This window comes from Ornithinimicrobium faecis (assembly GCF_023923225.1).
GTDB lineage: Bacteria > Actinomycetota > Actinomycetes > Actinomycetales > Dermatophilaceae > Ornithinicoccus > Ornithinicoccus faecis.
In genome coordinates, this window is the sequence record NZ_CP099489.1 from 3,280,887 (window position 1) to 3,294,899 (window position 14,013).

At 68.5% G+C, this 14,013-nt stretch carries 14 protein-coding genes; 8 read left to right on the top strand and 6 right to left on the bottom strand.

The genetic code is table 11. From position 1 onward, the window contains the following. Window positions 1-5 precede the first annotated feature (5 nt). The 3 genes from NF556_RS15310 to NF556_RS15320 all read right to left on the bottom strand — a co-directional run bounded on the left by NF556_RS15310 (window position 6) and on the right by NF556_RS15320 (window position 2,503). Window positions 6-1,187 (bottom strand): ABC transporter substrate-binding protein, encoded by a 1,182-nt coding sequence (locus tag NF556_RS15310; protein ID WP_252591847.1) that lies wholly within the window; start codon window positions 1,185-1,187, stop codon window positions 6-8. A 156-nt stretch (window positions 1,188-1,343) separates the two neighbouring features. Further along, window positions 1,344-1,739: a RidA family protein gene (locus tag NF556_RS15315; protein WP_252591849.1), complete on the bottom strand. Its 396-nt coding sequence runs from the start codon at window positions 1,737-1,739 to the stop codon at window positions 1,344-1,346. Beyond that, a complete protein-coding gene (locus NF556_RS15320) occupies window positions 1,736-2,503 on the bottom strand; it encodes an SDR family NAD(P)-dependent oxidoreductase (protein WP_252591851.1) in 768 nt (255 codons plus the stop codon). The genes NF556_RS15315 and NF556_RS15320 overlap by 4 nt, the downstream gene beginning before the upstream one ends. Window positions 2,504-2,580: 77 nt before the next feature. Here NF556_RS15320 and NF556_RS15325 point away from each other — a divergent pair, with 77 nt between their 5' ends. From NF556_RS15325 to NF556_RS15335, 3 genes are all read left to right on the top strand, one after another. Continuing rightward, the gene (locus NF556_RS15325; protein ID WP_252591853.1) at window positions 2,581-3,384 is read left to right on the top strand and encodes an enoyl-CoA hydratase-related protein; all 804 of its coding nucleotides are present in this window, start codon (window positions 2,581-2,583) and stop codon (window positions 3,382-3,384) included. Between the two features lie 83 nt (window positions 3,385-3,467). Then, a complete protein-coding gene (locus tag NF556_RS15330; RefSeq protein ID WP_306270065.1) occupies window positions 3,468-3,707 on the top strand; it encodes an antitoxin in 240 nt (79 codons plus the stop codon). Window positions 3,708-3,900: 193 nt separating this feature from the next. After that, complete coding sequence (locus NF556_RS15335; protein ID WP_252591855.1) at window positions 3,901-4,236, top strand: antitoxin; 336 nt, start codon at window positions 3,901-3,903, stop codon at window positions 4,234-4,236. Window positions 4,237-4,294: 58 nt separating this feature from the next. Here NF556_RS15335 and NF556_RS15340 read toward each other — a convergent pair whose 3' ends face one another. Next, window positions 4,295-4,765, bottom strand: coding sequence for a ribose-5-phosphate isomerase (locus NF556_RS15340; RefSeq protein WP_252591857.1), 471 nt, complete (start codon window positions 4,763-4,765; stop codon window positions 4,295-4,297). Window positions 4,766-4,776: 11 nt separating this feature from the next. Next, the gene (locus NF556_RS15345; protein ID WP_252591859.1) at window positions 4,777-5,436 is read right to left on the bottom strand and encodes a DsbA family oxidoreductase; all 660 of its coding nucleotides are present in this window, start codon (window positions 5,434-5,436) and stop codon (window positions 4,777-4,779) included. Between the two features lie 75 nt (window positions 5,437-5,511). On the opposite strand from NF556_RS15345, the gene pepN reads away from it, so the two are divergent. Next, window positions 5,512-8,109, top strand: a complete 2,598-nt coding sequence (gene pepN / locus NF556_RS15350; RefSeq protein WP_252591861.1) for an aminopeptidase N — start codon at window positions 5,512-5,514, stop codon at window positions 8,107-8,109. 229 nt (window positions 8,110-8,338) lie between these two features. Here pepN and malQ read toward each other — a convergent pair whose 3' ends face one another. Then, window positions 8,339-10,498 carry a 4-alpha-glucanotransferase gene (gene malQ, locus NF556_RS15355; RefSeq protein ID WP_252591863.1) on the bottom strand — a complete coding sequence of 720 codons (2,160 nt, stop codon included), beginning with the start codon at window positions 10,496-10,498 and terminating at the stop codon, window positions 8,339-8,341. Window positions 10,499-10,575: 77 nt separating this feature from the next. Here malQ and NF556_RS15360 point away from each other — a divergent pair, with 77 nt between their 5' ends. The 4 genes from NF556_RS15360 (at window position 10,576) to NF556_RS15375 (ending at window position 14,011) form a co-directional block, all read left to right on the top strand. Further along, window positions 10,576-11,454, top strand: a complete 879-nt coding sequence (locus tag NF556_RS15360) for a mechanosensitive ion channel family protein (RefSeq protein WP_252591865.1) — start codon at window positions 10,576-10,578, stop codon at window positions 11,452-11,454. A 333-nt stretch (window positions 11,455-11,787) separates the two neighbouring features. Further along, window positions 11,788-12,360: an ArsR/SmtB family transcription factor gene (locus NF556_RS15365; RefSeq protein ID WP_252591867.1), complete on the top strand. Its 573-nt coding sequence runs from the start codon at window positions 11,788-11,790 to the stop codon at window positions 12,358-12,360. Beyond that, on the top strand, window positions 12,357-13,613 hold the full coding sequence (locus tag NF556_RS15370) for an MFS transporter (RefSeq protein ID WP_252591869.1): 1,257 nt from the start codon (window positions 12,357-12,359) through the stop codon (window positions 13,611-13,613). Before NF556_RS15365 ends, NF556_RS15370 begins: the two co-directional genes overlap by 4 nt. Continuing rightward, complete coding sequence (locus tag NF556_RS15375; protein ID WP_252591871.1) at window positions 13,610-14,011, top strand: globin; 402 nt, start codon at window positions 13,610-13,612, stop codon at window positions 14,009-14,011. The genes NF556_RS15370 and NF556_RS15375 overlap by 4 nt, the downstream gene beginning before the upstream one ends. Window positions 14,012-14,013: the final 2 nt, after the last annotated feature.

The following is a 14,013-nucleotide window of genomic DNA, read 5'->3' on the forward strand; positions in this document are numbered from 1 at the left end:
GTCAGTCACAGCTCGCCAAGCTCCTGGATCACAACGTTCTGCAGCGTGCCGTCGACCTCCTGGACCTCCCGCAGATACCACTGCTGCACGGGGGTGCCGATGTCTGACCAGGTCCAGGTCCCGCGGGGAGACTCGATCTCCTCGATCTCGCCCAGGGCGGTGTTGATGGCGTCGCCGTCGGCCACGCCGCCCGACGCCTCGATCGCCAGGTCCAGCACCTTGGCGGCGTCATAGGAGGCCATCGCATAGGTCGTGGGCAGGCGGTCGGTCTTGGCCTCATAGGCCTCGACGAACGCGGCGTTGATCTCGTTGTCCAGGTCGTAGTTGTAGTTCATCGCCGTGAATGTGCCCTCGGCGGAGGCGCCCTGACCGTCCAGGACCCCACCCTCGGTGAGGAAGCCGGCCGAATAGTGGTCGACCTCGCCCTTGAGCCCGAACTGGTCGTACTGCTTGACGAACTCGACGGCCGCGCCGCCGGCATAGAAGCTGAACAGCGCCTCCGCCCCCGACGACTTGGCGTTGGCCAGGAACGGCTGGAAGTTCGTGGTCCCCGGGAACGGGGTGTAGACCTCGTCGGCTGTCTCGCCGCCTGCGGGCTCGAAGGTGCTCTTGAAGCCGGTGACCTCATCCAGCCCGGCCTGATAGTCAGCTGCCAGGAAGTAGACGCTGCCGTCGACGTTCTCGGCGACGTAGGCGCCCAGCGCCTTGCCCGGCTCATCGTTGACATAGGACGTGCGCCAGACGTAGGTCGCGTCGGTGAGCGTCGTGGGCGAGGCGTTGGAGCCGACCAGCGGGATCTTGTTGGTCTCGAACAGGTCGACCACACCGTTGATCACCGCCGAGCTGACCACCCCCGTCACGACGGTGACCTCGTCCTGCTTGACGAGCTTGTCGGCGGCTGCCTTGCCGGAGTCGGCTGTCTCGCCCTCGTCGGCCAGGATCACCTCGATCTCGGCGCCACCGAGCGTGTCATCGTGCTCTTCGAGGTAGAGCTCGAAGCCTGCTTTCATATCGTCGCCGAGGCTCTTGTAGACGCCGGACTGCGGGACCAGCAGACCGATCTTGATCGGTCCCTCTGCCGCGGCGTCATCATCGCCCCCGCCGAGGGTGCCACCGCCGCAGGCGCTCAGAGCGAGCGCGCCGGCAGCAGTCAGGGCGATCAGTTGTGGTGTGCGTCGTGCGGTCATGACGGTGGCCTTCCTCAGGTGCACCCGGCGCTTCCTTGCGCCGTGCTGCCCCCGACCCTATGTCGGATCTGTGGCTCTCGTCTACAAATCGTCACAAAGTCGTGTCTCGTGTCTGCGTCACTCGGCCACGCCCCTCAGCCACGTCACTCGCATTGGTCACTCGGGCAGGATCGCCACGCCCTGCACCTCGATCAGGGCCTCGATGTCCCAGAGGCGACTCACCCCGACACCGGCCATCGCGGGATAGTGGCTGCCGATGAGCCGCTTCCAGACCCCGCCGATGTCACGCGAGCGTGCCTTGTAGTCATCCATGTCCACGATGTAGACGGTCAGTGACGCAAGATCCTCCGGGGTGCCCCCGGCAGCCCGCAGCGAGGTGAGCAGGCTGGACAACGCCTGCTCGAACTGCTCCACCACGTCCTCGCCGACGATGCGACCCTCGGGGTTCAGGGCCGTCTGACCGGCCAGGAGCACCATTGTGCCGGTGCCGACCACGGCGTGGCTGAAGCCTCTGGGGGTGCCCAGCTCTGGGGGGTTCACGCGCTCGATCATGACTGGACTGCTCCTCCGTCGATGTTGATGCCCTGCCCGGTCAGTGCGCCGTTGTGCACGCAGGCCAGGACGGCCAGGGCGACCTCGTCGACCGTGACCAGGCGGTGGTTGGGTTGCTTGGCCTCGAGCAGCGCTCGTGCCTCCTGGGCGGTGCGCCCGGTCTTGTCCACGATGCCCTGCACCGTGGCGTCGGTCATCGGGGTGTCCACATAGCCGGGGCAGACCGCATTGACGGTCACTCCGGAGCGGGCCAGCTCTGCTGCGGCGGAGCGGACCAGCCCCAGCACGCCGTGCTTGCTGGCGGTGTAGGCCGAGATGTAGGGCTCGCCGATCTTGGCAGCGACCGAGGCGACGACCACGATGCGGCCGTGCTCGGCCGCCTTCATCGCCGGGATCGTGCGGCGCAGCAGGCGAAAGGGTGCGGTGAGATTGAGGTCCAGCATCTGCTGCCACTGCTCGTCAGTGGTCTTCTGCACGGAGGCAGAGACACCGGCACCGGCATTGGCGACCACCACCTCCGGTGCCGACCACTCCTGCTCGATCCTCGTCACGAGCTGGTCCGCCGCGCCAGGATCGGTCAGGTCTGAGGGGACCACCATGCTCGGCCCGGGGCACACCGCCGCCACCTCCTCGAGCTGCTCGACACTGCGGGAGGTGAGCGCCACGGCATACCCCTGCTCACTGAGGGTGACCGCGACCGCGCGGCCGATGCCACGCCCCGCTCCGGTGATCAGGGCAACAGGCTGATTTTCTCGTTCCGACACGCTGTGACCTTGCCACCGTCCGTGACGACCGTCAAGATGACGACATATCCCTAACCCACAGCGCGAGGAGATTTCACGTGATTAAGGCCGAGGACTTCACCGACATCACCTACCAGGTGGAGGAGCCGGATGCGGTCGCCGTGGTGACGATCAACCGCCCCGAGCGCTACAACTCCTTCCGCGGCCGCACGGTCGATGAGTTGATCGCGGCCTTCAAACACGCCTGGGCCGACCGCCGAGTGGCCTCGGTCATCCTCACCGGCGCGGGCGACAAGGCCTTCTGCGCGGGAGGCGACGTCAAGGAGCGCGCCGAGACCGGCGGCTATGGCGAGACCGAGTGGGGCATCTTTGAGATCCAGCGCCTGCACCAGGCCATCCGCGAGATCCCCAAGCCCGTGATCGCCGCCGTCAATGGGGTCGCGGTCGGTGGCGGGCACGTCCTGCACGTGCTGTGCGACCTGTCCATCGCCAGCGAGACCGCACGTTTCGGCCAGAGCGGACCGCGGGTGGGCAGTTTCGACGCCGGCTACGGCTCGGCCTATCTCGCCCGCGTGGTCGGCGAGAAGCGGGCACGTCAGATCTGGTTCCTGCTGGATCTGTATGACGCTCAGACGGCCGAGCGGTGGGGCCTGGTCAACGACGTGGTCGCCCCCGACGCCCTGCTGGACAAAGCCCATGAGTATGCCCGCAAGATCGGCTCCTACTCCCCCACCGCCCTGCGCTTCCTCAAGCACAGCTTTAACGCCGACTCCGACCACCTGCAGGGACTGGGCAATGTGGCGTTCGCCGGCCTCGACCTGTTCGTCGAGTCGGACGAGGCCAAGGAGGGTGCAGCAGCCTTCGCCGAGAAGCGTGATCCTGACTTCAGTCCCTACCGCTGAGTAGACAGAGCCCGTCATGTGTGTCACGTTGGAGGTGTCAGGCCGGGGACATTCCGGCGCAAGAACACAGGAAGGACGACTTCATGGGGTTCATGGACAAGGTGACCGGCGCTGCCGACGACCACAAGGACAAGATCGGCGACGCCGTCGACCAGCACGGCGACAAGATCGATCAGGGCATTGAGCAGGGCGGCGACTTCGTCGACGACAAGACCGGCGGGAAATACTCCGACCAGGTCGACCAGGGCCAGGAGAAGGTTGGCGACGCGGTCGACGGCTTCGGCGGCGGGGACGCCAAGGGCAACGGGGAGAACCCCGCCTGACCCAGCCTCACGGCATACAAGTGGCCCCCGGTCCCTGGACCGGGGGCTGCTCTGTGTCCGGGCCCAATCCTTGTGGGGCGCTGGGCAACCGCGCGTCCCGCCCTCGACATACTCCCGGTCGGTGTGCAAGGTTGTTGGGGTCATGCCGGTCATGCACCGGCGCCACGAACGGGAGGAACCTCCAATGGGTCTCATGGACAAGATCACCGGTGCGTTCGAGAACAACAAGGACAAGATCGCCGACGCCGTCGACCAGCACGGTGACAAGATCGAGCAGGGCATGGACCGGGCCGGGGAGTTCATCGACGACAAGACCGGCGGCAAGTTCTCCGACCAGATCGACCAGGGCCAGGAGAAGGTCAAGGACGGCCTGGACTCCCTCGACGGTCAGGACGACGACTTCGGAGCCACGAGTCCCACGACCGACGGGCCCACGGCTGACGGGCCCGCAACCGACGCCTCCACCACCGACGCGCCGACAACCGACGGCACCCCCGACACCAACCTCCCGCCAGCCCCGCAGGGCTGAGAACGCAACGAGCCCCCGGGGACTCCCCCGGGGGCTCGTGCTTGCCGAGCGGTTGGGCTCAGGCGGGCAGGTCGGGCAGGGTGCCGTCTGCCTCGTAGGCGGCCATCATGTCGATCCGCCGCTGGTGGCGCTCAGCACCGCTGAAGGTCGTCGTCACGAAGGTGGTGACCATGTCCTTGGCCTCCTGGACGGTGTTCATCCGTGCCCCGATCGACAGGACCTTGGCATCGTTGTGCTCGCGCGCCAACTGCGCCAGCTCGGTGTTGTAGGCCAGGGCGGCACGGATCCCGGCCACCTTGTTGGCCGCGATCTGCTCACCATTGCCGGACCCGCCGAGCACGATGCCCAGCGACCCCTCGTCGGCCGCGACACCCGCTGCGGCGCGCAGCACAAAGACGGGATAGTCGTCCAACTCGTCAAACGTGGTCGGGCCGTGGTCAACGACCTCGTGGCCCTCCTCGCCCAACCAGCGGACCAGCTCACGCTGGAGCTCGTATGCCGCGTGGTCACCACCGATGTGAATGCGCACCTTGTCGCTCCTCAGCTGAAGTCCGGGCTGGCGTTGCGGGTGCGCTTGAGCTCATAGAAGCCCGGCGTGCCCGCCACGAGGACACAACCGTCCCACAGCTTGCCGGCGGCCTCACCCTTGGGAGCTGGCGTGATGACGGGACCGAAGAAGCTGACGCCGTTGACCGAGACGACCGGCGTGCCGACGTCGTCACCGACCAGATTGATGGCCCGCTCGTGGCTGGCCCGCACATCGGCATCCTGCTCGTCGCTGTCGGCGAAGCGCGCCAACTCGGCCGGCAGCCCGACCTCCTCCAGCGCCTCAGCAATCAGCGCCTGGGGGTCGCCGCTCCCGCGCCCCTCGAGGTGGATCCGGCGACCGAGCGCGTCATACAGGGCCTTGCGCGTGGTGTTTCCCTCGTCGTCGCCGGGTGCCTCCTTGGCCGCCGCGATCAGGACGCGCACCGGGCCCCAGGCCCTGTCGAGCATCGCTCGGTAGTCCGCGTCCAGGTCACGGCCCTCGTTGAGGACGGACAAGCTCATCACCGACCAGGTGATGTCCAGGTCGCGGACCTGTTGGGCCTCCATCAGCCAGCGGGAGGTCATCCAGGCCCACGGGCAGGCCGGGTCGAACCACATCTCGGCCCGGGTGGCGCCCTCACGGGGCGAAGTGTTTGAAGTCGGGGTGCTCATGGCACCATCGTTGCACCGAAGGCGTCGCGAACGAACGCGGCCCTCGCCACCACCCGCAGAGCACAGGAGCCTTGCATGCCCGGACAGAACCTCACCCGTGACGAGGCGGCCGCACGGTCCGCGGTCGTGACCACCGACTCGTATGCCGTGGCCCTGGACCTGACGACCGGCCCGGAGACGTTCCGGACCGTCACCACGGTCGAGTTCGGCGCGCAGGAGGGGGCCGAGACCTTCATCGACCTGATCGCCCCGTCGGTGCAGTCCATCACGCTCAACGGGGTGGACCTGGACCCGGCCGAGCACTGGGCTGACTCGCGCATCCGACTGCCCGGGCTAGCTGCGCGCAACACCCTCACGGTCGACGCCACCGGTGCCTACATGAACACCGGTGAGGGCCTGCACCGGTTCGTGGACCCGGCCGACAGTGAGGTCTACCTGTACACCCAGTTCGAGGTCCCCGACTCCCGTCGCGTCTTCGCGGCCTTCGAGCAGCCCGACCTCAAGGCGACCTTCCAGTTCACCGTCACCGCCCCGGCGCACTGGCAGGTCATCTCCAACCAGCCGACGCCGCAGCCGGAGGCCGCGGGGACCAAACCTGGTGCGGGACAGACTGACCCAGCAGACACGGGAGCCGACAATTCACCGGCGCCCATCGCGACCTGGACCTTTGACGCGACACCCAGCATCTCGTCCTACATCACCGCCCTGGTGGCCGGCCCCTATGCCGTCGTGCGCGACGAGGTGGAGACCAGGGCGGGGTCCATCCCGCTGGGGGTCTTCTGCCGCAAGTCGATGAGCCAGTATCTGGACGCCGACAACGTCCTGGCCTGCACCAAGGCGGGCTTTGGCTTCTTCGAGGAGGAGTTCGACCAGCCCTACCCGTTCAGCAAGTACGACCAGATCTTCACGCCCGAATACAACATGGGCGCGATGGAGAACGCCGGCTGCGTGACGATCGTGGAGCAGTACATCTTCCGCGGCAAGGTCACCGAGTCGATCATCGAGCGGCGCGCGCTGACGATCCTGCACGAGCTGGCGCACATGTGGTTCGGCGACCTGGTGACCATGCAGTGGTGGGACGACCTGTGGCTCAACGAGTCCTTCGCCGAGTGGGCCTCCACCACCTGCCAGGCCGAGGCCACCCAGTGGACCGACGCCTGGACCACGTTCGCCACCGCCGAGAAGGGCTGGGCCTATCGTCAGGACCAGCTCTCCTCCACCCACCCGATCGCGGCGGACATGGTCGACCTAGCCGCGGTCGAGGTCAACTTCGACGGCATCACCTACGCCAAGGGCGCCTCGGTGCTCAAGCAACTGGTGGCCTACGTCGGGCGCGAGCCCTTCCGGGACGGGCTGCGGGCCTACTTCGCCAAGCACGCCTGGGGCAACACGACCCTGGCGGACCTGCTCACCGAGCTGGAGGCCACCTCCGGGCGGGACCTGAGCCGGTGGAGCCAGCTGTGGCTGGAGACCGCCGGGGTGAACACCCTGACCCCGGTCGTGGAGGTCGAGGACGGCACGATCACGGCCGCGTCCATCACGCAGACCGCGCCGCCGGAGTGGCCCACCCTGCGACCGCACCGCCTGGCCGTCGGGTGCTATGACCTGCAGGACGGCGCGTTCGTGCGCACACACCGGGTCGAGCTGGACGTCGACGGTGAGTCCACCCAGGTCCCGGAGCTGGTCGGTCGTGCGATGCCGGACCTGCTGCTCGTCAATGACGACGACCTGGCCTACGCCAAGATTCGCCTCGATGAGATGTCGCTGGCCACCGCCCTCGCTCAGCCGCGGGCGCTCGTGGAGTCCCTTCCCCGCTCGCTGGTGCTCGCCGCGGCGTGGGACATGACACGCGACGGCGAGATGGCGGCCACTGACTACATCCGTCTCGGCGTGGAGGCTCTCGCCGTCGAGACCGAGTCGACGCTGTTGCGCGTGCTGATCCAGCAGGTATCGACCGCTGCCCTGACCTACACGGCCCCCGCCCGACGTCGCGAGATCCTCGCGGAGGTCGAGACCGCGCTGCTCGCGGCGACCCGTGCCGCGGCGCCCGGCTCAGACGCCCAGCTGCAGCTGGTCACCGCCTGGGCCTCGTTCGCGCAGTCCGAGGACTCGCTGGACCTGGTGCGCGGCCTGCTGACGGGCGAGCAGTCCCTGGAGGGGCTCACCGTCGACCAGGACATTCGGTGGACCCTGCTCACCTCGCTCGCCACCGCGGGCGCTGCTGACGAGAGCGAGATCGAGGCCGAACGAGCCCGCGACAACACGGCCACCGGCCGGGAGAAGTCGGCCCGCGCGCTGGCCGCTCGCCCGAGCGCCGAGGCCAAGGCCGCTGCCTGGCGCGATGCCGTGGAGAGTGACGAGCTGCCCAACGCGGTCCTCTCGGCCACGTCGCTCGGCTTCGGCCGGGTGCACGACGCCGAGCTCCTGACGCCCTTTATCAAGCGCTATCACGAGGCGATCAACCAGGTGTGGGAGTCACGCACGCACCACATCGCCGAGTCGATCGCCGTGGGCTTCTATCCCCACGCCCTGGCCGACCAGCGCCTGCTGGACGCCACCAGCGCGTGGCTGGATGCCCACCCCGAGGCACCGTCCGGCCTGCGGCGCACCGTCGCCGAGAACCGCGACACGGTGGCACGTGCCCTGCGCGTGCAGGAGCGCGACCGGGCCTGACCCAAAAAATAGGGAGGTTTCGTACACCCCACCCGCCTTTTCAGGGAGGTTTCGTACACCCCGCCCGACTTTTCAGGGAGGTTTCGTACACCCACCCGCCTTTCAGGGAGGTCTCGCACAGCCCTCGCTGGCGCGGAGGATGGGTCCGCTCCCGGGGTGAGGCAACCACTCGGCATACCGGAAGGCCCCGCACCTCACACAGAGGTGCGGGGCCGTTCCCGTCCCCTGCTCAGGCCTCGCGCGAGACCGTCCGAGCGAGCCGGCGGGCCGAGCGCCAGGCAAAGAGCTCCTCGAGCATGACCGGGCGGCCCTCGGTGCCGGCGAGCGGGACCCGCCAGTTGGGATACTCCTCGTCCGTGCCGGGCTGGTTGATGACGCGGGTGTCCTGGGCCAGGTCACTGACCGAGACGCCGATCAACTTGGAGGCGGTGAACCCGAGGAACCGGTGCAGCGCCTCGACCTGCTCGGCGACCGAGGCACCCTCGCGCACCAGCCCGCGGCGCCGCAGGTCGGCCAACACCTCCCCGCGGGCGGCCTCGTCGGCGGCCTTCTCCTCCTCCAGCGACCGGTCAAGCAGCCCGAGGGAGTGCCGCAGGTCGACGTGCACGCCAGCCAGGTAGCCGGCGGTCGGCGGCAGGTCGTGGGTGGTCACGGTGGCCAGGCACAGCTCGCGATAGTTCTCCGGCGGAACCAGCCCGCCCCCGCCGTCCCAGTCCCGCTCGAACCACAGGATGGACGTGCCGAGGATGCCGGACTCGGTGAGATAGTCACGCACCCACGGCTCGACGGTCCCGAGGTCCTCTCCGACCACGACCGCCCCGGCCCGGTGGGCCTCGAGCATGAGTATGCCGATCATCGCCTCGTGGTCGTAGCGCACGTAGGTGCCCTCCCCGGCCGAGGTCCCCTCCGGGATCCACCAGAGGCGGAACAGACCAATGACGTGGTCGACCCGCAGCCCGCCGGCATCACGCAGGACGGCCCGGATCATCTCGCGGTAGGGCGCGTAGCCGAGCTCGGCTAGCTTGTCCGGACGCCACGGCGGTTGCGACCAGTCCTGACCGAGCTGGTTGTACTGGTCGGCGGGGGCCCCCACGGTGACGTTGCGGGCGAGGGCGTCGCCCAGGGCCCAGGTGTCCGCCCCGTGCGGGTGCACCCCGACCGCCAGGTCGTGGAAGATGCCCAAGCGCATGCCGGTGTCGGTGACCTCGCGCTGCACCGTGGCGAGCTGCTCCGCCAGGATCCACTGCAACCAGCAGTGGAACTCGACCTCCGCAGCGTGCTCCTCCCGGAACTTCTCGACGGCTGCACCGCGTGGGTCCTGGAACTGCTCCGGCCACTCCCGCCAGTCAGACCCGTGCAAGCCGAACAGGGCGGCCCACACTGCGTAGTCGACCAGTCCCTGCCCCTCCCGCTCCACGAAGGCGTGAAAGGCCCGCTCACGCCGGACCGATCGGGCCTGCCGAAAGACCATCCGCAGGGCGGCCTCCTTGACGACCCACACCGCGTCGCGCTCGAGGAAGTCGAGCTCGTTGAAGCGCTGGGCATCATCGGCGTGCCACTCGACCAACTGACGCTCGGCGGCCGAGAGGTAGGCGACCTCGGGCACGTCCTCGACCCGGATATAGATCGGGTTGACGAACCGCCGCGTCGTCGGCAGATAGGGCGAGGGCTCCATGGGCGGGTGCGGTTCGGCCGCGTGCAGCGGGTTGACCAGCGCAAAGTCCGCGCCCAGTCCGGCAGCCCACGCACCGAGATCAGCCAGGTCAGCCAAGTCGCCCGTCCCCCAGGAACGGCGCGAACGCATCGCATAGAGCTGGGTCATCACGCCCCACGCCTGCTCGCCATCGCGCTGCAGGAACTCGGGCAGCTCGAGCTTGGCGGGCGCCACGACCAGGGGCATCGTGTGCGCGGTCGGACTGGCCGTGGAGGCACCCTGCGTGGACGTCTCCTGCGCGCGCACCTCGACCGTGTGCCAGCCCAACGGCAGTGAGTCGGACAGCTGCACCTCAAACTGGCTGAGCGTGCGGCCGTCGACCTGCTTGTTGACCGCACCGCGCGTGTGCGCGACCTCCACGACGCCGTCACCCTCGAGGACGATTCGCACGGTGAACTCGGTCTTGGCGGGCAGGTGGACGGGGAGGCGGTGTGCGGTGCCAGCCCGCATGACCGCGACCGGTGGCAGGACTCGTCGCCATGGGTCCTCGTGCAGGGCAACCAGGCCCGCCTTGATCTGCTCGTCGTCGGCCGCGGGGACGCCGAGGGCCTCCAGCACCGCTCTGATCGTTGACTCCTCGACCTCTCGGTGATGGCCCTGCCAGTCCCAGAACTCGGTCGCCACCCCGTGCCCCTGAGCGAGCTCAGCAAGGTGGGTGGGCAGAGCAGATGTCACGTGGGTGCCTCTCGAGTTGGTCTGGGTTGTCGGGCCAGTCTGCCAGTCGCGGCAGCCTGGTTTGCGACACTGCACGTATGCCGTTCACCTCCTGGTCCGAATTCGGCACCTGGCTGCTGGGGGCACCCCTGCTGGTGGTGCTCACCATCCTGCTCGCCCTGGTCGCCCGCTGGCTCGCCCATCGGGCGATCCGGGGGGTGGTCGATAACGCGGTCAAGCGCGCCGACGAGAAGCGCATGAACACCGGCGAGCGGCTGCTCGGCGTCGATGCCGAGCGGCGGCGGCAACGGGCGCTGACCATGGGGTCACTGCTCAAGAGCGTGGCGACCTTCGTCATCGCGACCATCGCGGTCCTGACCGTGATGTCGCTGATCGGGTTGCCACTCGGACCGTTGCTCGCCAGCGCCGGCGTGGGCGGCGTGGCCCTCGGTTTCGGCGCCCAGTCGCTGGTCAAGGACTTCCTGTCGGGCATCTTCATGATCGTTGAGGACCAATACGGCGTCGGCGACATGATCGACACCGGCGAGGCGGTCGGCGTCGTCGAGGAGGTCTCGCTGCGCGTGACCCGACTGCGGGACCTGACCGGCGTCGTGTGGTTCATCCGCAACGGCGAGATCATCCGGATCGGCAACCAGAGCCAGGGCTGGGCGATGGCCTCCATCGACCTGCAGGTTGCCGCCACGGAGAAGCCGTCTGTGGTCATCCCCATCATCGAGCGCGTGCTCGAGGAGTATTACGCCGATCCCGAGGTCAAGGGCAAGGTCCTAGAGCCGCCCACCGTCGGCGGGGTCGACTCGGTGGCTGCCGGCGCCATGACGATCCGGGTCTTCGCCAAGTGCGTGCCCGGACAACAGTGGGGCGTTCCCCGTCAGATCCGCGAGAAGGCCAAGGTCGCCTTCGACGCCGAGGGCATCGCCCTGCCCCCCGTCCCCTTTGGCCCCACCCCTACCCCCTAGATCGACCGAGCGCGCGGGGTTGCGAAATCTGACCCCACCGAGCGCACGGCGCGGCGAGATCTGACCCCACCGAGCGCACGGGCTCCGAAGACCCGAGTATGCCGAGGTGTTCACAGATGTGGACCAGCGTCACTGGGTCAGTGGTCTAGGACGCGACAGCGCCACACCGCGCGCCCGGTCAGGTCCACGACCGCCACACCGCGCGCCCGGTCAGGTCCACGACCACCACACCGCGCGCCCGGTCGGGTCTAGGACCGACGCCCCGCGCGCTCGGTCGAGATTTCATTATAAAGAACTCTTGCGCAAGAACTCTTTAGGATGCATTATGGAGGCATGACCTCACACGACCAGAGCATCAGTGACCCCGAGCGCATCCGCGCCCTGGCGCACCCTGTGCGGCTGGAACTGCTCGACTTCCTCGCCGACGTGGAGGACGCGACGGCGACTCAGTGCGCCGAGCACATCGACGAGTCGGTCGCCAGTTGCTCCTTCCACCTGCGGATGCTGCACAAGCACGGCTTCATCGAGCGCGCGGAGTCCCGCGGCAGGGAGAAGCCGTGGCGGGTGGTTAAGGGCGGCTACGACCTGCGCCCCCGGCCCGAGCAACCGGGCTCGGCCGTGGCCGTCTCCGAGGTCGCCTCACTCTTCCTGACCCGGGAGTCCGAGCGGATCCGCGGGTTCCTCTCCCAGTTTCAGCACGAGGACCACGAGTGGACGGAGGCGACGACTCTGACGTCGGGCTCGTTCTGGGCCACCGCCGAGGAGGCAGCACTGTTCTGCAAGGACCTGCGCAACCTGACCGAACGCTTCGCCGGTCGATCGGAAGACCCGACCCTGCGTCCCGAGGGCGCCCGTCTGATGCGCACGTTCAGCGTCGTCAACCCCGACCCGGAGGCCCAGCGATGAGCGCCACGCCACAGGCCGCTCCCCCCAGACGGCGCCGCGGCCCAGCGGCCCTGCAGAGCCCCGGCTTCCGCCGCCTCACCACCGCCTGGGTCTTCACCAACCTCGCCGACAGCGCGCTCTATCTGATGCTCGCGGTCTGGCTCAAGGACCTGACCGGCTCCGACGCCGCGGCTGCCCTCACCTTCGCGATGATGGGCCTCCCGGCCCTGCTCGCGCCTTTCCTCGGGCAGCTCGCCGACCGATTCTCCCGCAAGCGGACGCTGGTGGCGGCCAATGTCATCGTCGCGGCCGTCGTGCTCACCCTGCTGCGGGTCGACGACGGGAGCCAGATCGTGTGGATCTATGCCGTCGTGCTCGTCTATGCCGCCGTCTCCTATCTGACCGCGGCCGCACAGTCCGGCCTGGTGCGCGACCTGCTCCCCGACGACCAGCTCGCCTCGGGCAACGGGCTGCTGTCCAGCATCGACCAGTCCCTGCGCCTGGTCTCGCCACTGCTGGGTGCGGCTCTGTATGCCGTGTGGGGACCGCATGCGGTCGTCCTCCTGACGGCCATCGCTTTCCTCATCGCTGCGGGCCTGCTGACCACCGTCCGCGTCACCGAGTCCGAGCCGGAGACTGCGGAGGAGCGCGGCAGCTACTGGACCGAGCTCACCGCTGGCTTCCGGCACCTGGCCGCCCTGCCCGTGCTCGGCCGGCTCACCATCATCCTGGCGATCGCCTTCGGCGTCACCGGTCTGGTCAATGTCGCAATCTTCCCGATCATCGAGCAGGGCCTCGGGCTGCCACCAGAGGCACTCGGGCCACTGACCAGCCTGCAGGGCATCGGGGCAGTCGTCGCGGGACTGACCGCTGCCACCGTGATCGGCCGGTGGGGTGAGGTGCGGGTGTTCGCGATCGGCGTCACCCTCCTGGCCCTCGGGATGGCCCCGACGATGACCTCCAGCCTCCCCGCGGTGCTCGTGGGGCTGGCGGCGGTCGGCTTCGGGGTCACCTGGACGGTCGTCTCCTTCATCACGCTGCGCCAGCGCCTGACCCCGCCGCGGCTGCAGGGCCGCACCGGCGCGGCCACCGCCATCGCGATCAACCTCCCGCAGACCCTGGTGACACTCGTCGGGGCCGCGATCCTCGGACTGGTCGACTACCGCCTGATGATCGTGGTGACCGTGGTCCTGGCCCTCGGCTCCCTGCTGCTCCTGCCGCGCTCGCAGCGGGATTCGGCACCCACGCCCGCTCCTGAGACACTGGCCGGGTGAGCCAGGCAGAGTTGGAGCAGCAGGAGACCTACTACGACCGCGTCGGCGGCCACGAGACCTTCGTCAAGCTGGTCCACGAGTTCTACAAGGGGGTCGCGACCGACGAGCCCCTGCGCGAGCTCTATCCCGAGGAGGACCTGGGCCCGGCTGAGGAGCGGCTGCGGCTGTTCCTGGAACAGTACTGGGGTGGCCCCAAGACCTACTCGGAGACCCGCGGCCACCCGCGGCTGCGGATGCGGCACGTCGACTACAAGGTGACCCCGACCCAGCGCGACCGCTGGCTCAAGCACATGAATGCCGCCATCGACACCCTCGAGCTGGCTCCGCTGGACGACGAGCTCATGCGCGGCTACATGGCGCACGCCGCCAACTTCATGATCAACGCCGAGGACGACTGACC